Origin of the sequence: Amycolatopsis thermalba, from assembly GCF_003385215.1 — a bacterium.
GTDB classification, from domain to species: Bacteria; Actinomycetota; Actinomycetes; order Mycobacteriales; family Pseudonocardiaceae; genus Amycolatopsis_E; species Amycolatopsis_E thermalba.
This window is the reverse complement of record NZ_PQHW01000031.1, coordinates 22,310-41,799: the sequence shown is the minus strand read 5'-3', so window position 1 is coordinate 41,799 and position 19,490 is coordinate 22,310. Positions and strand designations below refer to the sequence as shown.

General features: G+C 71.0%; 15 protein-coding genes. 10 read left to right on the top strand and 5 right to left on the bottom strand.

The features are described 5' to 3' along the window. The first annotated feature begins 9 nt into the window (after positions 1-9). The 3 genes from D0D15_RS15060 to D0D15_RS15050 all read left to right on the top strand — a co-directional run bounded on the left by D0D15_RS15060 (position 10) and on the right by D0D15_RS15050 (position 4,163). Positions 10-510: a DUF3830 family protein gene (locus tag D0D15_RS15060; RefSeq protein WP_094008630.1), complete on the top strand. Its 501-nt coding sequence runs from the start codon at positions 10-12 to the stop codon at positions 508-510. Between the two features lie 717 nt (positions 511-1,227). After that, entirely contained in the window at positions 1,228-2,601 is a 1,374-nt protein-coding gene (locus D0D15_RS15055) for an FAD-binding oxidoreductase (protein ID WP_115944513.1), read from the top strand. A gap of 8 nt (positions 2,602-2,609) precedes the next feature. After that, positions 2,610-4,163, top strand: a complete 1,554-nt coding sequence (locus tag D0D15_RS15050) for an acetolactate synthase large subunit (protein ID WP_115944512.1) — start codon at positions 2,610-2,612, stop codon at positions 4,161-4,163. Between the two features lie 627 nt (positions 4,164-4,790). Here the strand turns inward: D0D15_RS15050 and D0D15_RS15045 are convergent. Both D0D15_RS15045 and D0D15_RS15040 read right to left on the bottom strand, forming a co-directional pair. Next, entirely contained in the window at positions 4,791-6,959 is a 2,169-nt protein-coding gene (locus D0D15_RS15045; RefSeq protein WP_094008622.1) for a 3-hydroxyacyl-CoA dehydrogenase NAD-binding domain-containing protein, read from the bottom strand. After that, entirely contained in the window at positions 6,956-8,167 is a 1,212-nt protein-coding gene (locus D0D15_RS15040) for an acetyl-CoA C-acetyltransferase (RefSeq protein ID WP_115944511.1), read from the bottom strand. Before D0D15_RS15040 ends, D0D15_RS15045 begins: the two co-directional genes overlap by 4 nt. A gap of 127 nt (positions 8,168-8,294) precedes the next feature. On the opposite strand from D0D15_RS15040, the gene D0D15_RS15035 reads away from it, so the two are divergent. Then, the gene (locus D0D15_RS15035; protein WP_094008620.1) at positions 8,295-9,470 is read left to right on the top strand and encodes a TetR/AcrR family transcriptional regulator; all 1,176 of its coding nucleotides are present in this window, start codon (positions 8,295-8,297) and stop codon (positions 9,468-9,470) included. A gap of 6 nt (positions 9,471-9,476) precedes the next feature. Here D0D15_RS15035 and D0D15_RS15030 read toward each other — a convergent pair whose 3' ends face one another. Continuing rightward, a complete protein-coding gene (locus tag D0D15_RS15030) occupies positions 9,477-10,115 on the bottom strand; it encodes a TetR/AcrR family transcriptional regulator (RefSeq protein WP_233157516.1) in 639 nt (212 codons plus the stop codon). An 81-nt stretch (positions 10,116-10,196) separates the two neighbouring features. Between D0D15_RS15030 and D0D15_RS15025 the strand changes: the two genes are divergently transcribed. From D0D15_RS15025 to D0D15_RS15000, 6 genes are all read left to right on the top strand, one after another. Continuing rightward, entirely contained in the window at positions 10,197-11,576 is a 1,380-nt protein-coding gene (locus D0D15_RS15025; RefSeq protein ID WP_094008619.1) for an MFS transporter, read from the top strand. After that, positions 11,573-13,693, top strand: a complete 2,121-nt coding sequence (locus tag D0D15_RS15020) for an MMPL family transporter (RefSeq protein ID WP_094008618.1) — start codon at positions 11,573-11,575, stop codon at positions 13,691-13,693. Before D0D15_RS15025 ends, D0D15_RS15020 begins: the two co-directional genes overlap by 4 nt. A gap of 115 nt (positions 13,694-13,808) precedes the next feature. Continuing rightward, positions 13,809-15,107: an acyl-CoA dehydrogenase family protein gene (locus D0D15_RS15015; RefSeq protein ID WP_094008626.1), complete on the top strand. Its 1,299-nt coding sequence runs from the start codon at positions 13,809-13,811 to the stop codon at positions 15,105-15,107. A gap of 19 nt (positions 15,108-15,126) precedes the next feature. Then, positions 15,127-16,335 carry an acyl-CoA dehydrogenase family protein gene (locus D0D15_RS15010; protein WP_115944510.1) on the top strand — a complete coding sequence of 403 codons (1,209 nt, stop codon included), beginning with the start codon at positions 15,127-15,129 and terminating at the stop codon, positions 16,333-16,335. Between the two features lie 98 nt (positions 16,336-16,433). After that, entirely contained in the window at positions 16,434-17,204 is a 771-nt protein-coding gene (locus tag D0D15_RS15005; RefSeq protein ID WP_094008616.1) for a sulfite exporter TauE/SafE family protein, read from the top strand. A 63-nt stretch (positions 17,205-17,267) separates the two neighbouring features. Then, positions 17,268-18,647, top strand: coding sequence for an FAD-binding oxidoreductase (locus D0D15_RS15000; RefSeq protein WP_094008615.1), 1,380 nt, complete (start codon positions 17,268-17,270; stop codon positions 18,645-18,647). On the opposite strand, the gene D0D15_RS36590 is transcribed toward D0D15_RS15000, so the two are convergent. Together D0D15_RS36590 and D0D15_RS36585 are read right to left on the bottom strand one after the other, a co-directional pair. Next, the gene (locus D0D15_RS36590; protein WP_198958381.1) at positions 18,634-19,143 is read right to left on the bottom strand and encodes a hypothetical protein; all 510 of its coding nucleotides are present in this window, start codon (positions 19,141-19,143) and stop codon (positions 18,634-18,636) included. The two genes, D0D15_RS15000 and D0D15_RS36590, sit on opposite strands and share 14 nt — an antisense overlap. Positions 19,144-19,190: 47 nt before the next feature. Beyond that, a complete protein-coding gene (locus D0D15_RS36585; RefSeq protein WP_208646177.1) occupies positions 19,191-19,490 on the bottom strand; it encodes an alpha/beta fold hydrolase in 300 nt (99 codons plus the stop codon).

Genomic DNA, 19,490 nt, shown 5'->3' with positions numbered 1-19,490 from the left:
GAAGGCACGTTGGCCCGCTACATCACCATTTCGCTCGACAAGCGCGGTGTGTCCTGCCGTGCCGTGCTGCTGGACGCGGAGGCGCCGCGGACCTGCCAGGCGGTGTGGGACGCGTTGCCGCAAAGCGGTTCGGCCTACCACGCGAAGTACGCCCGCAACGAGGTCTACACGCTGGTGCCGCCGTTCGCCGACCCGAAGCCGGGCCGGGAGAACCCGACGGTGACGCCCATTCCCGGCGATGTCGTCTATTTCGGATTCGAGGCGTGGGAAATCGGAAATCCCGCCTACGGGTACGAGGACAGCAGCGAGGCGCACAGCGATCGGGGCGCGACCGATCTGGCCATCTTCTACGGCCGGAACAACCTGCTCATCAACGGGGACGCCGGCTGGGTTCCGGGCAACGTGTTCGCCACGATCGTGGAGGGGCTGCCGGAAATGGCGGCGGCCGCCCAGGACCTCTGGCTGCGCGGCGTCGAGGGCGAAACCCTCTCCTTCGCCCGCGCGGAGTGACCCTCGACCTGCGGTCGTTAGGGGCAGAACCCTGGTCCCCCGTCACTCGTTAGCGTGATCATAGGGGGATCACCTTACGTGGCAATGTCTTCACCCGTTCGGGCGGGCATCACCCGGGTGTGGCGGAGCAAGGTCGTCATCACCCCAGGTGGGCCCGCCCGGCGGGGCTACGAGCGGCGTCCTGACACCCCCGGTCGCGAACCCGAAAGTGTTACGTGTTTAGGCTGGGCAGATTTTCCACCCCGCTATTCGCGAGGCACCACGCTTTCCGGAGCGGTTTGACACCTCCCGGCGGAACTGAAAATCTTCCCCTGCTTTCGAAAGCAACCAGGGAAAACGAAGATTTGATTCCGCAAAGGAGCCCCTCTCCAATGTTCGCTGCGCACTTCCACCACGGCCACGACATCGTTTCCAACATCCTGGCCGGTCTCGCGCACGTCCTCGGCTGGCTGGTCTGACCGCTCGGCTGAGAACGCGGGGCCGGTACGTTGGCGCGGACCGGCCCCGCACCCTTTCCGGCACCGGTAAGCGGTTCTCCTCAGCAATGCACGTCTGCTCGTTGTTCGGCGAAACCCACCTACCGGCGAGGACCTCACCGGTAGGCGGCTCGCGTGACCTCGATCCTCCGCCAAACATGAATCGCCTTCACTTCCTGCCCTCCGCCCTCCCGTACTAGGCTTCCGTCAACGGCAGGCGCAGGAAAGGACGGGGTACGTCATGGGCGACGTCACCGCGCGGATCGCCGAGATCGTCGGCGAGCGCAACCTCCTCACCGGGGACTCCATCCCGGACGACTACGCGAAGGACGAGTCTCTGACGGTCGCCGCCGCGAAACCGGCCTACGTCGTCAAACCCGGCACCGCCGAGGAGGTCGCCGCGCTGCTGGCCCTCGCCGCCGAGAACGACCTCCCGGTCACCGCGCGCGGCTCGGGCAGCGGCCGGCCGGGCGCGGCCCGGCCGCGGGAGGACGGCCTGCTCGTGTCGTTCGAGCGGATGAACGCGGTCCTGGAGATCGACACCGCGAACCAGGTCGCCGTCGTCCAGCCGGGCGTCACGCTCAGCGAGCTGGACGAGGCGACCCAGGACGCCGGCCTCGCCTACACGGTCTACCCGGGCGAACTGAGCGCAAGCGTCGGCGGCAACGTGGGCACCAACGCCGGCGGCATGCGCGCGGTCAAGTACGGCGTCGCGCGGCACAACATCGTGGGCCTGCAGGCGGTCCTGCCGACCGGCGAGATCATCCGCACCGGCGGCAAGACGTCCAAGATCTCCAGCGGTTACGACCTGACCCAGCTGATCATCGGCTCGGAGGGCACGCTCGCGCTGGTCACCGAGGTGATCGTCAAGCTCCACCCGCGCCTGGCGCACGCCGCGACCCTGCTCGCCCCGTTCGGCGACCTCGACCAGGTGATGCGGGCGGTCCCGGAGATCATCGCCAGCGGCCTGACGCCGAACATCCTGGAATACATCGACAACCTCACGATGGCGGCGATCACCTACAACGAGAAGCTGGAGCTGGGCGTCCCGGAGGAGGTCCGCAACGCCACGCAGGCGTATCTGGTGGTGGGGCTGGAGAACCGCGACGGCGACCGGCTGGACGGCGACGTCGAGCGTGCCGGCGAGCTGCTCGGCGAGCTGGGCGCGTCCGAGGTGTACGTGCTCGACGGCGGTTCGGCCCGCAAGCTCATCGAGGCGCGGGAAAAGGCGTTCTGGACGGCGAAGGCCGCCGGCGCGGACGACGTGATCGACGTCGTGGTGCCGCGGTCGGAGATGCCCGGCTTCCTGGCGAAGGTCCGGGAACTGGCCGCGGCGGCCGAGGCCGGCGCGATCGGCTGCGGGCACGCCGGGGACGGCAACGTCCACTTGGGAATCTTCTGCAAGGACCCGGAGAAGCGGCACCGGCTGCTGCACGACATCTTCGCCGCGGGGATCGCGGCGGGCGGCGCCATCTCCGGCGAGCACGGCATCGGGCAGGCGAAGAAGGACCACTTCCTCGCGCTCGAGGACCCGGCCAAGGTCGCGTTGCTGCGCCGGATCAAGCAGGCCTTCGACCCGAAGGGCATCCTGAACCCGGATGTCCTGTTCGACTGAGGAGTGAGATGAACGGCGCGCAGTCCCTGATCCGCACGCTCGTCGACGCGGGTGTCGACGTGTGCTTCGCCAACCCGGGCACGTCGGAGATGCACTTCGTCGCGGCGCTCGATTCGGTGCCCGAGATGCGCGGTGTGCTGGCCCTGTTCGAGGGTGTGGTGACCGGCGCGGCCGACGGTTACGCGCGGATCGCGGACAAGCCGGCCGCGACGCTCCTGCACCTGGGGCCGGGGCTGGGCAACGGCCTGGCGAACCTGCACAACGCCCGCCGCGGGCACGTGCCGGTGGTGAACGTGATCGGTGACCACGCGACGTACCACAAGAAGTACGACGCGCCGCTGGAGTCGGACATCGAGGCGATCGCCGGTTCGCTCAACGGCTGGGTGCGCCGGTCGGCGAACAGCGCGGAGGTCGGCGCGGACGCCGCGTTCGCCGGGGCGGCGGCGCAGGAGGCGCCGGGCAAGGTGGCGACGCTGATCCTGCCCGCGGACGTGTCCTGGGGTGACGGTGGTGTCGCGGCGCAGCCGGTGCCGCCGCGCACACCGCAGACCGTCGCCGAAACCACGGTGAAGGCCGTGGCGGAGGTGTTGCGCACCGGCGAGCCGGTCGCGTTGCTGGTGGGCGGCCCCGCCTGCCGCGAAGCCGGCCTGCGGGCGGTCAGCCGGATCGCGACCGCCACCGGCGCGAAGCCGTTCGTGGAAACCTTCCCGGCCCGGTTGGAGCGCGGCGCCGGACTGCCCACGATCGAGCGGCTGGCGTACCTGGCCGAGCAGGTGCAGTGGCAGCTGGAGGGCATCAAGCACGTCATCGTGGCGGGGACCAAGGCGCCGGTGTCGTTCTTCGCCTACCCCGGCAAGCCCAGTGATCTGGTGCCGGACGGCGCCCAGGTGCACACGTTGGCGGAGCTGGACCAGGACGTGGTCGCCGCACTGGAAGCCCTGGCCGACGAGGTCGCGCCCGAGGTGGACCCGGTGCTGCAGGAGCCGGCTCGCCCCGCGCTGCCGAGCGGCCCGCTCACGGTGCAGAACTGGGTCGAGGTGATCGGCGCCCTGCTCCCCGAAGGCGCGATCATTTCGGATGAGGCCAACACGTCGGGCCTGCTGCTCCCCGGCGCCACCGCGGGCGCCCCCCGCCACGACGTGCTCACCCTGACCGGCGGCGCGATCGGCCAGGGACTCCCGGTGGCGGTGGGTGCCGCGGTCGCCGCCCCGGACCGCCCGGTGATCGCACTGCAGGCGGACGGCAGCGCGCTGTACACCATTTCGGCGCTGTGGACGATGGCGCGGGAAAACCTGAACGTGACGACGGTGATCCTGAACAACCACGCCTATGCCATCCTGCGTATGGAACTACAGCGGGTGGGAGCCGAGGCATCCGGCCCGAAGGCGAAGGACCTGCTGGACCTGGCCCGCCCCGACATCGACTTCGTGAAGATCGCCGAAGGCATGGGCGTCCCAGCAACAAGGGCGACGACGGCGGAGGAACTGGCCGACCAGTTCCGCAACGCACTCAACGAGCCCGGCCCGCACCTCATCGACGCAGCGGTCCCGCCACTCCTCTGACGGCAAAGCCGGAGCTTTGAACACAGTGAAGCTGGGTGGTCATCCCGTCGCCTGACACGCAACGATCACCTTGAGCCAGGGCCGCAACCCGGGCTCTCTCCGGCGGCCGACGGTGCCAACCTTGCGGCCCTGGCTCAAGGTGATACGCACAAACCGGAAGGCGACGGGATGACCACCCGGCGACCACCTGCCCGAGGTGAGACGACAACGGTCCCCCGTCATCCCGGAGCCTGCCCGTCCGGCGAGGACATCTTTTGATCTTTAGAGGTGACGTTGGGCAGGCGAAGAGTCCGCCCTTCGGGCGGTTAAAGCGCCTCACGGCGCCGAACGGTCACCTTCCGACCACCCCCGCCCCCGATGCCTGATTGTGTTTCAGTCGCCGAGCAGGCGTGTCAAGGCGGGAAAGAGTACCTTGACACGCCTGATCGGCGACCAAAGCAGGCTGTGGATCGGGGGCGGGGGAGGTCTGGTTGGGGTAGTCGGTGCTGCTGCGTTGCCGGGCGCCGGTTGTGCAGGGCTGCCGCGCGGCCCTGGGGGTGGTCGGTGCTGCTGCGTTGCCGGGCGCCGGTTGGGTTCAAAGAAAAAAGCGCCTTCCCCTGTTGGGAAGGGCGCCTTTCCTTCTCAGTCCTACTCGAACTTTTCGCCTGCCTCGGCCTTCTTCACCAGCGACTCCGGCGGCTGGAAGTGCTCACCGTACTTCTCCGCCAGCTCCTTCGCCCGCGCCACGAAACCGGGCAGGCCACCCTCGTACTGGTTGATGTACTGGATGACACCACCGGTCCACGCCGGGAACCCGATGCCGAAGATCGAGCCGATGTTGGCGTCCTGCACCGACAGCAGCACGCCCTCGTCGAAGCAGCGGACCGTTTCCAGTGCCTCGGCGAACAGCATGCGCTCCTGCAGGTCCTTGAACGGCACGTTGGCGCTGCCCGACTTGAACGCCTCCCGCAGGCCCGGCCACAAGCCGATGCGCTTGCCGTTCTCGTCGTAGGAGTAGAAGCCCGCACCGCTGGAGCGGCCCTTGCGGTCGAACTCGTCGATCATCCGGTCGATGACCGCCTCGGAGGCGTGTCCCTGCCAGGTGCCGCCCGACGCCTCGATCGCCGCCTTCGTTTCCTCGCGGATCTTCCGCGGCAGGGTCAGCGTCAGCTCGTCCATCAGCTGCAGCGGCGGCGCCGGGTAGCCGGCCTGCGAACCGGCCTGCTCGATCGACGCGGGCTCCACACCCTCGCCCAATGCGGCGACCGCCTCGTTGATGAACGTGCCGATCACCCGGCTGGTGAAGAAGCCGCGGCTGTCGTTGACCACGATCGGTGTCTTCTTGATCTGCAGGGTGTAGTCGAAGACCTTCGCCAAGGTGGCGTCCGACGTCTTCTCCCCGCGGATGATCTCCACCAGCGGCATCTTGTCCACCGGCGAGAAGAAGTGGATGCCGATGAAGTCCTCCTGCCGCTGCACGCCCTGCGCGAGGCCGGTGATGGGCAGCGTGGAGGTGTTCGAGCCGAGCACGGCGTCCGGGTTGACGATGTTCTCGATCTCGCCGAAGACCTTGTGCTTGAGCTCCTGGCTCTCGAACACGGCCTCGATCACGAAGTCCACCCCGGCGAAGTCCGCCGGGTCGGCCGTCGGCTTGATGCGCGCCAGCAGCGCGTCCGACTTCTCCTTCGTGGTCTTGCCCCGCGACAGCGCCTTCTCTTCGAGCTTGACCGCGTAGCCCTTGCCCTTCTCGGCCGCCTCCAGCGAGACATCCTTGAGCACGACCTCGATCCCGGCCTTCGCCGACACGTACGCGATCGCGGCGCCCATCATGCCCGCGCCGAGCACACCGACCTTCCGCGCCTGGTACTTCTCGTACCCGTCCGGGCGGGAGCCGCCGGAGTTGATGTGCTGCAGGTCGAAGAAGAACGCCTTGGTCATGTTCTTCGCGACCTGGCCGGTGACCAGGCTGACGAAGTAGCGGGTCTCGATCTGCGTCGCGGTCTCGACGTCGACCTGCGCACCCTCGACCGCCGCGGCCAGGATGGCACGCGGGGCGGGCATCGGCGCGCCCTTGAGCTGCTTGCGCAGGTTGGCCGGGAACGCGGGCAGGTTCGCCGCGAACTTCGGGTTCGACGGGGAGCCGCCGGGAATCTTGTAGCCCTTGACGTCCCACGGCTGCTGCGCCTCGGGATTGGCCTTGATCCACTCCTTGGCCTTGGGCAGCAGCTCGTCCACACTGGACACGACCTCGTGCACGAGGCCGAGCTCCAGCGCCTTGGCCGGCTTGTGCCGCTGGCCCTGCACCAGCACGTTCAGCACGGCGCTCTGGATGCCGAGCAGCCGCACGGTGCGCACGATGCCGCCACCGCCGGGCAGCAGGCCCAGGGTCACCTCGGGCAGGCCGACGACCGTGCCCGGCACGTCCGCGACGATCCGGTGGTGCGTGGCGAGCGCGATCTCCAGGCCACCGCCGAGCGCGGCGCCGTTGATGGCGGCCACGACCGGCTTGCCGAGGGTCTCCAGCTTGCGCAGCTGGGCCTTCATGGCGTTGGTGCTCGCGGTGATCTCGGCCGCGTGCTCCGGCGTGGCCTGGATCAGGTCACGCAGGTCACCACCCGCGAAGAACGTCTTCTTCGCCGACGTGATCACGACCCCGGTGATCGAGTCCTTTTCGGACTCCAGCCGCTCGACCGTGTTCTTGAAGGACTCGCGGAAGTCGGCGTTCATCGTGTTGGCCGACTGGTTGGGGTCGTCCAGGGTGAGCACGACGACGCCGTCGGAATCCTGGTCCCAGCGAATAGTGTTGGTCATGGTCACACCCGCTCGATGATCGTCGCGATACCCATTCCGCCGCCGATGCACAGCGACAGCAGCGCGCGCCGCGCCTGGCGCCGCTCCAGCTCGTCGACCATCGTGCCCAGGATCATGGCACCGGTCGCGCCGAGCGGGTGGCCCATCGCGATCGCCCCGCCGTTGACGTTGACCTTCTCGTCCGGCAGCTTCAGGTCCTTCATCCACTTGAGCACGACCGACGCGAACGCCTCGTTCAGCTCGAACAGGTCGATGTCGTCGGTGGTCATGCCGGCGAGGTCGAGGACCTTCCTGGTGGCCGGCGTCGGCCCGGTCAGCATGATCGTCGGGTCGGACCCGGTGATGGTGGCCGCCACGATGCGGGCCCGCGGGGTCAGGCCCAGGTCCTTGCCGACCTGCTCGTTGCCGATCAGCACCAGCGCGGCCCCGTCGACGATGCCGGAGGAGTTGCCGCCGGTGTGGACGTGGTTGATCTTCTCGACCGAGTGGTACTTCTGCAGCGCCACCGCGTCGAAGCCACCGAACTCGCCGATCGTCTCGAACGCCGGCTTGAGCTTGGCCAGGCTCTCCAGCGTGGTGCCGGGGCGGCGGTGCTCGTCGTGGTCGAGGATCGTGACACCGTTGATGTCCTTGACCGGCACGACCGACTTCGCGAAGTAGCCGCCGGACCAGGCGGCCTCGGCCTTCTCCTGCGAGCGCACCGCGAAGGCGTCGACGTCCTCGCGGCTGAAGCCCTCGATGGTGGCGATCAGGTCCGCGCCGATGCCCTGCGGCACGAAGTACGTGTCGTAGTTCGTGGCCGGGTCGGTGAACATCGGGCCGCCGTCGGAGCCCATCGGCACGCGCGACATCGACTCGACGCCACCGGCGATGATCAGGTTCTCCCAGCCGGAGCGCACCCGGGCGGCGGCCTGGTTGACGGCCTCCAGACCCGAGGAGCAGAAGCGGTTGAGCTGGACACCGGCGACGGTGTCGGGCACGCCGGCGGCCATCGCCGCGGCGCGCGCGATGTCGGCGCCCTGGTCACCGACCGGCGAGACGACGCCGAGGATGATGTCGTTGATCGCGGCCGGGTCCAGGCCCGGGTGCCGGGCCTGGAGTTCGTGAATCAGTCCGGTCACGAGGTCGATCGGCTTGACCCCGTGCAGGGACCCGCCCTTGTTCTTGCCACGAGGCGTCCGGATCGCCTCGTAGATGTATGCCTCGTTGCTCACACCGACGGTCCTTCCTGCTTACTGCATCCGTCTGGGTCTGACGCTAATTGCCACTAACATACTCCGGCTGATTCCCCTGGTGTCAACCGTTTGCAGGGGGTCTCACTCCGGCTAGAGTGGGATCACCATGTCGAGTACGTCCCGTCGCCCCGACCGCAAGGCCCAGCTGGCCGGCCTGGCCGCCGAGCTGTTCCGCGCCCGCGGCTACCACGGGGTGGGCATCAACGACATCGCCGCGGCGGCCGGCATCACCGGTCCCGCCGTGTACCGGCACTTCGCGGACAAGCAGGCGATCCTGGCGTACGTGCTGCTCGACGGCGTGCGGGAGATGGAGGACGCGACCGCGGCCGCGTTGTCGACCCTGCGCCGGCCGGACGGCGCGCAGGTGGAGCGGCTGCTGCGGGGCATCGCGGAGTCGTCGGTGGAGCGGCGGGACGTGGCGGCGCTGTGGCGGTGGGAGGGGCGGCACCTGTCGCCGGAGGACCAGCGCGAGATCGGCCGCCGGTCGGCGGCGTTGCTCACGTCGTGGGCCAAGGAGCTCATGAACCTGCGCCCCGACCTGGGGCCTGCGGACGCGGAACTGCTGTGCTGGGCGGCGATGAGCGTGTTCGGCAGTGTTTCGGTCCACCGGACGTCGGTGGCGCGGAAGCGGTTCGCCGAGCTGCTGGCTTCGCTGGCCCGCCGGGTGCTGCACGTGCGGCTGCCGGACGATGTCGCCGAGCCGGCGCCCGCACCGGCTGGGGTCGGGGTGGTTTCGCGGCGGGAGCAGATCCTGTCGGCGGCGGCGGAGTTGTTCCAGCGGCGCGGCTTCCACGCGGTGAGCATGGAGGACATCGGCGCGGCGGCCGGTATCGCGGGCCCCAGCGTGTACCGGCACTTTTCGAGCAAGGCGGCGCTGCTGGGGGCGATCGCGCGCCGGGCGGCGGACCGGTTGCTGCTGGACGCGGAACGGGTGCGGCTGAGCAGCGCGGACGAGACGGAGGCGCTGCGCGGGCTGATCGATTCGTACGTGCGGGTGCTGACCGGTTCGGCGGAGCTGGCGGTGTCGTTCTCGGCCGACGCGGTCAACTACGCCGAGGAAGAGGGCGCCGAGCTGCTGCGCATCCAGCGGGACTACGTGGCGCAGTGGGTCAGCCTGCTGGGCGCCGCGCAGCCGTCGCTGAACCCCCGCGAAGCGAAGATCACGGTGCACGCGGCCCTGACGATTGCGAACGACCTGTCGCGCACCCGGAGAGTCAATTCGAGACCGGGACTGGCCGCCGAGCTGCGGGTCCTGATGGCGGCGGTACTGGACCTGGGCTAGCCGGCCTCACGGATCGGGCAGGAACTGACGCACCAGGGCGTCGGCGGCCCAGTCCGTCCACTCCCGCGCGCTCCAGCCCCGCTGGTGCACGAGCAGGTGGTAGACCTCGGGCGAGAGGGTCGCCAGCGCGATGTCGGCCGCCCGCTCCGCGTCGATCCCGCCCCGGAGCTCGGTCTTCGCCACCAGCCGCTCGGCGAACGCGGTCATCACGGTCCGCCGCTGATCCAGGTTGACCTGCCACATCTCGGCGATCTCCGGGTCCACCGCGGCGGCGGACCGGACGACCTCGAGGATGTCCGCGACGCGCGCGAAGATCGTGCCCGCGCCGGCCACCATGAGCCGCAGCTGCTCGGCGGGCGGCGCGGCCATCGCCTCGGCCACCCACGGCCGGTCCAGCGTCGGCACCGGCTCGGTGTCGCCCGCCACGTGGACGTCCAGCAGCTCGCCGAGGATCGCCCGCTTCGTGGCGAACGTGAAGTACAGGGTCTGCACCGCGACGCCGGCCTCCTTCGCGATGGCCTGCATGCTCGTCGCCGCGTAGCCCTGCCGCACGAACAGCGCCTTCGCCGCGTCGAGCATCCGCGCCCGCGTCCGCGCGGCCTTCGCCGCCCGCACCCCGGTCTTCCCCGGTACCCGCTCCGCCACCACGCCTCCTCCTTGACTAGAGCAACACTCTAGCGGAACACTCACTAGAGCAATGCTCTAGTGAAATTGGAGGAGGCACTCGTGGACGGAAGACGCGGGGCCCTGCTGCTCATCACCGTGGTCGAGCTGGTGGTCCTGCTCGACGCGACGGTCGTCAACATCGCGCTGCCCGCCATCGGGGCGAGCCTCGGGCTGGGCGAGGCCGCGCTGAGCTGGGTGACCAACGCGTACCTGCTGGCCTTCGGCGGCTGCATGCTGCTCGGCGGACGGGCGGCCGACCTGCTGGGACCCCGGCGCGTGTTCCGCGCCGGTCTGGCGCTGTTCACCGTGGCGTCGGCCGCGGCCGGTCTCGCGCCGACGGCCACGGTGCTGATCGCGGCCCGCGTCGCGCAGGGCGTCGCGGCGGCCGTCGTCGTGCCGGCGCAGCTGGCCCTGCTCACGGCGACGTTCACCGCGCCGGACGCGCGACGGCGGGCGTTCGGGGTGTGGAGCGCGATGGGCGCCTCGGGCGCGGCGATCGGCACCGCCCTCGGCGGCGTGCTCACCCAGGCCCTGGGCTGGCCGTCGATCTTCCTGATCAACGTGCCGGTCGGCGTCGTGGCGCTGGGGCTCGTCGCGCGGTTGCTGCCGGCGGATCCGGTGGTCACCGCGCCCCGCCGGCTGGACATCCGCGGAGCGGTGACCGGCACGGCGGCGCTGGTGCTGCTCGGCTACGGCCTGCCCGCGCTGCACGGCGACCCGGCCACGGCAGTCGTCACCCTGGTCGCCGGGGCCGTGCTGCTGGTCGTGTTCCTGGTCGTCGAAGCCCGCGCGGCCGAACCGGTGATGCCACTGCGGCTCTACCGGATCCGCGAGGTCAGCGTCACCGCGGTGATCAACGCGCTGGTGGGTGCGGCCCACGTGCCCGCGTTCGCGTTGCTGGCCCTCTACTTGCAGAACACGCAGCAGTACACGCCCGTGCAGTCCGGGCTGGCCGTCCTGCCGGTCGCGGTGGTGGGCATCGTCGCGGCGCGAACGGCGCTGCCTGGCGTGCTCGCCCGGATCGGCGGCCCGGGCGCCCTGGCGCTCGGGCTCGCGCTCCAGGCCGTCGCACTGGCCTGGTACGCGCTGCTCCCGCCCGCGGCGGACTACCTGACCGACATCCTGCTCCCGTCGCTGATCTTCGGCGCCGGCCTGCCCACCGCGTTCGCGGGCGCGACGGTGCCCGCCGTCACCGCCGTCGGCCAGTCCGACGCCGGGATCGCGGGCGGGATCGTCGGCACCGCCCAGCGGGCCGGCTCCGGGCTGGGCGTCGCCGTCGTCCTGGTGCTCGCCGAAGCCGTCACCACGAGCCGCGGGTACCTGGCCGGTCTGCACGCCGGTTTCCTGACCACCGCCGCCTTCGCCGCGGCCGGATCGGCACTCGCCCTCGCCCTGCTCCGCCCCACCCGCACCCCGCAGCCCGCCGGAGAGGCACCATGACCACGTCCACCACCGCCCCCGGCGGCGCACTGTCCACTTTGGCCCGGCGGCTCCTGCGGCACCGGGTTCGCGCACTGGTCCTCGCCGCGTTCTTCGCGGTACTGGCCGGCGTGTTCGGCAGCGGCGCCGCCGGCGAGCTGTCCAGCGGCGGCTACACGGCCCCCTCGTTCGAGTCGGTGCGGGCGGACCGGATGCTCGCCGACCGGTTCCACGCCGGGGCGCCGGACTTCGTGCTCGTGGTCCGCGCCGGCGACGACGTGTCCGCGCACGCGGCCGCGGGCACCCGCCTCACCGAGCGGCTGGCCACCACCCCCGGCGTGCGGTTCGCCCACTCCTACTGGACGACCGGCGATCCCGCCCTGCGGTCGGCGGACGGCCGGAGCGCGCTCGTCGTGGCGAAGCTGAGCGGGGACGACACCGAGATCAGCCACACCGCCCGCGCACTCGCCAAGGACCTGGGCGGACGTCACGACGGCCTGGACGTACTCGCCACGGGCTCGGCCACCGTCAACGAGGAGGCGGACCGGCAGAGCGCCGCCGACCTGACCCGAGCCGAGCTGATCGCCGCGCCGCTGACACTGCTGATCCTGCTGGTGGCGTTCGGCTCGCTCGCCGCGGCCGCGCTGCCGGTGCTGATCGGGGCCGTCACCGTCGCCGGCACCCTCGCCATCCTGCGGCTGCTCACCACCGTCACCCCGGTCTCGATCTTCGGGCTGAACATCGCCACCGCGCTCGGCTTCGGGCTCGCCGTCGACTACAGCCTGTTCCTCGTCACGCGCTACCGGGAGGAACTGGCAGCCGGGCGCGACACCGCGGAGGCGATCGTCACGATGCTGCGAACCGCCGGGCGGACGGTCCTGTTCTCCGCGGTCACGGTCGGCCTGTCCCTGTCCGCGCTGCTGGTGTTCCCGATCTACTTCCTGCGGTCGCTGGCCTTCGCCGGGATCGCGGTGGTCGCGCTCGCCGCGCTCGCGTCCATCCTGGTGCTGCCACCGGTGCTCGCCCTGCTCGGGCACCGGCTGGACCGGTTCGACCCGTTCGCCCGGCTGCGCCGCCACCGGTTCGGCCTGTGGCGACGGCTCGCGGTGCGGGTGATGCGGCGGCCGGTGCTGGTGGGGGCGTCCGCGGCCACGGTGCTCGTCGCGCTGGCCCTGCCGTTCGGCCAGGCCCAGTTCGGCCTGCTCGACGACCGGGTGCTGCCCCGGGACAGCCCGGCGCAGATCGCCGGCGACGCGGTGCGGACGGAGTTCCCCGGCGGCGGGGCCGCTCCGGTCGTCGTGGTGCTGCCGGACGCGGACCCGCCGGCCGTGGCCGCGTACGCCCAGAGCGTGGCCGGCCTGCCCGGAACGGCACGAGTCGACATCGGGGCGTCTTCGGGGCAGGGCGGGTGGCTGTCGGTCGCCTCGGCCGCCGAACCCAACTCCGCGGCGGCGGAGGAACACGTCCGTGCCGTGCGCGCCCTGCCCGCCCCCGGTCCCGCCCTGGTCGGCGGGGACGCGGCGGTCCTGACCGACACCAAGGACATGCTGGCCGAACGCATCCCGTGGGCGGCGTTGATCATCGTGGTGAGCATGCTCGTGCTGCTGTTCCTGTTCTCCGGCAGCGTGGTGATCCCGTTGAAGCAGCTCGTGCTCACCGTGCTCAGCCTGACGGCGTCGTTCGGCGCCATGGTGTACGTCTTCCAGGACGGCCACCTCAAGTGGCTGGTCGGCGACTTCGTCCACACCGGACGGCTCGAGGTGACGGTGCCGATCCTGATGTTCTGCATCGCCTTCGGCCTGTCCATGGACTACAGCGTGTTCCTGCTGTCCCGCATCCGGGAGGAGTACCTGGCACACGGCGACAACACGCGCGCGGTGGCGGCGGGCCTGGAGCGCACGGGACGGCTGGTCTCGGCCGCCGCGCTCGTGGTGGCCGTCGTCCTCGCCGCGGTGGCCACCTCCGGGTTGAGCGTGCTCAAGCTGCTGGGAGTCGGGCTCGCACTGGCCGTGCTGGTGGACGCGACCCTCGTGCGCGGGCTGCTGGTGCCGTCGGCGATGCGGCTGCTGGGAGCGGTGAACTGGTGGGCGCCCGCGCGGCTGCGCCGGTGGCACGACCGCTTCGGCCTGCACGATTGACCGGGGCGGTGGCGTTCACCGGCCTCCATGCGCTAACCTACTCGTGAGTAGGTAACGGCGATGGGAGTGCGACGTGGCGGCGCTCAGGGAGAACGGCGGCCGGAAGCGGGACGTGATGGGCTTCGGCCTGGCCGCCCTCTCCCGGCTCGCGGGCAGCAGGACGCTGGAACGCAGCGGGTTGCGCGAGCCGGTGCAGAACCTGGTTTCGGCGGCGACGAGGAACGGTTTCAAGGTCGCCGGCGCGGCCAGCCGGACGTTCTCCTCCTCGCGCAAGCGGGGCGGTGACGCGACCCGCCCGGCCCCGGCCGAGGACAAGGGTCTGTTCGACCTCACGCCGTCCGAAGACCAGCAGATGATCGTCGAGACGGTCGGTGAGTTCGCGGCCGAGCAGCTGCGCCCGGCGGCCGCCGAGGCGGACGAGAAGCTCAGCCCGCCGGACGGTCTGCTCACCAGGGCCGCCGAACTGGGCGTGACGCTCATCGGCATCCCGGAGGAGCTGGGCGGCGCGGGTGCCGAACGCTCGGTCGTCACCAACGCGCTGGTCGCCGAGGCACTCGCCCACGGCGACCTCGGCCTGGCCGTCGCGGTGCTCGCGCCGTCGGCGGTCAGCAACGCGCTCGTCCTGTGGGGCGACGCGCAGCAGCAGGCCGACTACCTGCCGGAGTTCGTCGGCGAGAACGTGCCGGCCGCGGCGCTGGCCCTGCTGGAGTCCAAGCCATTGTTCGACCCGGTCAAGCCGGCCACCAAGGCCCGTCGCACGCCCGGCGGCTACCAGCTGGACGGCGTGAAGTCCCTGGTCCCGCGCGCGGCGCAGGCCGAACTGTTCGTCGTGTCCGCCGACCTCGAGGGGCGCGGGCCGGCACTGTTCCTCGTCGAGTCGTCGACGGCGGGCGTGTCGATCGAGGCCGAGCCGGCGATGGGCCTGCGCGGCGCGGCGACCGGGAAGCTGCACCTGGAGAAGGTGTCGCTGCCCGCGGGCGCGCTGCTCGGCGGCGGCTCGCCGGAGGTGTTCACCGAGGCGGTGCGGCTGTCCCGCCTGGGCTGGGCCGCGCTGGCCACCGGCACCGCGAAGGCCGTCCTGGACTACGTGATCCCGTACGTGAACGAGCGCACGGCGTTCGGCGAACCGATCAGCCACCGCCAGGCGGTCGCGTTCTCGGTCGCGGACATCGCGATCGAGCTGGAGGGCATGCGCCTGGTCATGCTGCGCGCCGCGGCGCGGGCCGAGCAGGGCAAGCCGTTCGCCCGCGAGGTCGCGCTGGCCCGCAAGCTGGCCGTGGACAAGGGCATGCGCATCGGCAGCGCCGGTGTGCAGCTGCTGGGCGGGCACGGGTTCGTGAAGGAGCACCCGGTCGAGCGGTGGTACCGCGACCTGCGTGCGATCGGTGTGCTCGAGGGCGTCGTCCTCCTCTGACAAGCCTGGGAAGGTCATCATGATCAATCTGGAAACCCCGAAGAAGGCCCGGGCGCTGATCAATCAGGCGTACCAGGCGGCGTCGGAAGTGCTGCGGCCGATCTCGCGGAAGTACGACCGCGCCGAGCACGAGTACCCGGTCGAGCTGGACATGTTCGCCGCGGTGCTGGACGGGCTGAACTCCTCCGGCGAGGGCGGCGCGGGCGCGCAGGGCGTGCGGCGCGACGAAAAGGAGAAGGCGACCGGGAACCGCAACGGCGGCAACCTGGCGACGGTGCTCGGCGCGATCGAAATGTGCTGGGGCGACGTCGGTCTGCTGCTGTCGATGCCGCGGCAGGGGCTGGGCAACGCGGCGATCGCGTCGGTGGCGAACGACGAGCAGCTGAAGCGGTTCGCGAAGACGTGGGCCGCGATGGCGATCACCGAGCCGGGCACGGGTTCGGACTCGGCGAACATCACCACGACCGCCACCGAAGACGGCGACAGCTACGTGCTGAACGGCGAGAAGATCTTCGTGACCGCGGGTGACCGCGCGGACGCCGTGGTCGTCTGGGCCACTTTGGACAAGTCGCTCGGGCGCGCGGCGATCAAGTCGTTCGTGGTGGAGAAGGGCACGCCGGGCTTCGAGGTCGTGCGGCTGGAGCACAAGCTCGGGATCCGCGCGTCGGACACGGCGGTGCTGCGGTTCGACAACTGCCGCGTGCCGAAGGAGAACCTGCTCGGCTCGCCGGAGATCAACACGTCCAAGGGGTTCGCGGGGGTCATGCAGACCTTCGACAACACGCGCCCCCTGGTCGCGGCGATGGCGGTCGGCCTGGCGCGGGCGGCGCTGGAGGAGACGGCGAAGATCCTCGCCGAGGCGGGTGTCGTGGTGGACTACGACCGCCCCGCGCACCACCAGCACGCCGCGGCGGCCACGTACCTGGAACTGGAAGCCGACTACGAGGCGGCGTACCTGCTGACGCTGGAGTCGGCGTGGATGGCCGACAACCGCAAGCCGAACTCGCTGCAGGCCTCCATGGCGAAGGCGAAGGCCGGCCGTTCGGTCGTGGAGATCACGCTGAAGTGCGTCGAGCTGATCGGCACGCTCGGCTACACGGAGGACATGCTGCTCGAGAAGTGGGCCCGGGATTCGAAGATCCTGGACATCTTCGAGGGCACGCAGCAGATCCAGCAGCTGATCGTGGCGCGCCGGCTGCTGGGGAAGACGAGCGCGGAGCTGAAGTAGGTTGTGAGACAAGGGAAACCGCCCGTCCGGAAAGCCGGACGGGCGGTTTTCAAGATCGCTCGTGACGGCAGGAGCACGTGGGTTACCGTGCCCGGGTGATGACGGCTCGGGTGTTCGCCGCTGGTGGGGGCATTGGGGTTCTCGGCGGGATGGTCGGCCTCGGGGGCGCGGAGTTCCGCCTGCCGCTGCTGATCGCGGTCTTCGGGTTCGCCGCGCTGCACGCGGTGATCCTCAACAAGGCGATGAGCCTGGTGGTCGTCGTCACCGCACTGCCCGTCCGGCTGTTCGCCGTGCCGTTCGCGGAGGCCGGCGCGCGCTGGGACGTCCTCGTCACCCTGTTGCCGGGCAGCGTGGCCGGCGCGTGGCTCGGCGCGACGTGGGCCACCCGGATGCGGGCGGCGCTGCTGTACCGCGTGCTGGCGATCCTGCTGGTGGTGATCGCCGGCGTGCTCCTCGCCACCCACTTCGGCTCGCTCGAACCGTTCGCGCTGCTGCCGGCGGCCCGGACCGTCGCCGGGGTCGCGGCGGGGGTGGCCATCGGGGTGGTCGCCGCGCTCATGGGCGTGGCCGGCGGGGAGCTGCTGATCCCGACGATCGTGTTGCTGTTCGGAGCGGACATCAAGCTCGCGGGCAGCCTCTCGCTGGCGGTCTCCCTGCCGACGATGCTGGTCGCCTTCGTGCGCTACAGCAGGGACCGGAGTTTCGCCGTACTGCGCGAGAACGGCCGTTTCGTCGCGGTGATGGCCGCCGGTTCGATCGCGGGCACGGTGCTCGGCGGACTGCTGCTCGGCGCGGTGCCGGACGGCGTGCTGATCCCGCTGCTGGCCGCGCTGTTGCTCCTGTCGGCGGCCAAGGTGTGGCGGCACTGACTCCGCTGTAACGCGGCCCTCCCGGATACGACTCTCCCTACTATCCCGGAGGGAGGCACTGAGATGACTAGTTACCTGGTCGAGCCGGCCTCGGTGGAGGGTTTGCGCGCCCGCTTCGACGGGCGGGTCGTCACCCCCGCAGACCACGACTTCGACAACGTCCGCGGCGTCTTCAACGCCATGATCACCGCCCGCCCGCAGGTCATCGCGCAGTGCGCGACCGTGCGGGACATCAAGTCGGCCTTGGAATTCGCCCGGGACCGCCACCTCCCGGTCGCCGTGCGGGGTGGCGGGCACAGCGTCGCCGGGGCGTGTCTGGTCGACGGCGGCCTCGTCATCGACTTGCGGCGCCTCAACGCCGTCACCGTCGACCCCGGCGCGAAAACCGCGACGGCCGACGGTGGCGCCACCTGGGGCGACTTCGACCGGGCCTGCCAGCCGCACGGCCTGGCGACCACCGGCGGCCGCGTCTCGACCACCGGCGTCGCCGGCCTGACGCTCGGCGGCGGGTCCGGCTGGCTCGAGCGCAAGTTCGGCCTCGCCTGCGACAACCTGCTCTCCGTCGACCTCGTCACCGCCGCCGGACGCGAGGTCACCGCCAGCGAGCACGAAAACGCGGACCTCTTCTGGGCCCTGCACGGCGGCGGCGGCAACTTCGGCATCGCCACCCGGCTCACCTTCCGCCTGCACGAGCTCCCCGAGTTCTCGATCGCCCTGATGCTGTGGCCCGCCGACCAGGGACGCGCGGTCGCCGGCGTCTACCGCGACCTGATGCACGCCGCGCCGGACGAGATCGGCGGCGGCCTGCTCTTCCTCACCGGCCCGCCCGAGGAGTTCGTGCCCGGCCACCTCGTCGGCAAGCTCTGCTGCGGCGTGCTGGTGACCTGCATCGGCCCGGAAACCCGGCTACGCGAGCTCATCGGACCGCTCCTGGCCACCGCACCGCAGGGCCGCGTCATCACCGACATCCCCTACGCCGACCTGCAGTGCATGCTCGACGACCCGCCCGGCTTCCGGAACTACTGGTCCGACGAGAACCTGCGCGAACTCCCCGACGAAGCCCTGGACCGGTTCTGCGAACGCGCCGAGGACATGGTGGTGCCGTCACCGTCGCAGCACGCGCTGCTGCCCTGGGGCGGCGCGGTCGCCTCCGGCCAGGAGTGGCCGGGGTTCGACCGCGACACCAAGTGGGCCGTGCACCCGCTGGGCCTGTGGGCCGAACCGGCCGACGACGACCGCGCCATCGCCTGGGCCCGCAACCTGCGCGCCGACATGCGGCCGTGGGCGTGCGGCGACGTCTACCTCAACTTCATCGGCGACGAGGGCGCCGACCGCGTCGTCGCCGGCTACGGGCCGGAGAACTACCAGCGCCTGCAACGGATCAAGGCCGAGTACGACCCGGACAACGTCTTCAACCGCTGGCACAACATCAAACCCGCCTAGCTTCGACGAGCGCGGTGAGCGCCCCGGCGAACTGCGCGGGCCGCTCCACGGACCCGAGGTGGCCGCCGGGGAACTCGGTCAGCGGCAGTCCGAGCCCGGTGGCGAGCGCCGCGGCGGCCCGGTAGGGCAGCTGCCCCCGCGAGTCGATTCCGGCCGCGGGCACCAGCCGCCGGCCCACCGCGCCGAGCGCGGCCAGGTCGACCTCCGTGCTGGTGAACGGAACCAGGACGTGCTCCAGGAACAGCGGCTGGAGTTCGCGGAGATGGGCGAACAACTCCAGCAGCTCCGGCGTGGGCGGTTCCGGGCTGGTCCCGGCGTAGCCGTCGAGCCAGTCACCGGGGTGGCGCAGCTCCGGCGAGTCTCCGCCGGGCACCGGCGTGGTCATCGCTTCGGTCATGAGCCGGCCCGCTTCGTCCATCTCCCCGGCACGCGCGGCCGTCCGGACCGCTTCGAGCGCGTCGCGGTGGCGTGCGGCGTCGGGCAGCAGGCGGAGCACCGGGGGCTCGTGGACGATCGCGAGGCGGAGGCGGTCGGGATGGCGGGTCAGCAGTTCGAGGGTGGTGATCGCGCGGCGCTGAAGGCGAACACGACCGGCGGCTCGTCGAAGAGCGCCTCGATGAGACCGAGGACGTCCTCGGCGTAGTCCTTCGGGTGCTGGTCGCCGTCCGGGCGCGCGGAGACCAGGCGGCTGGACATCGCGACGACGCGGTAGTGGGCGGCCAGGTGCGCGGTGAGCGCGTCGAGGACGCCGGCGTGGCCGGAGCCGCCGGGCAGGCGCAGCAGCGGTGGGCCGTCGCCGCGCTCGTAGTAGTCGATGGGGGTGCCGTCGAGCGTGATGCGCAT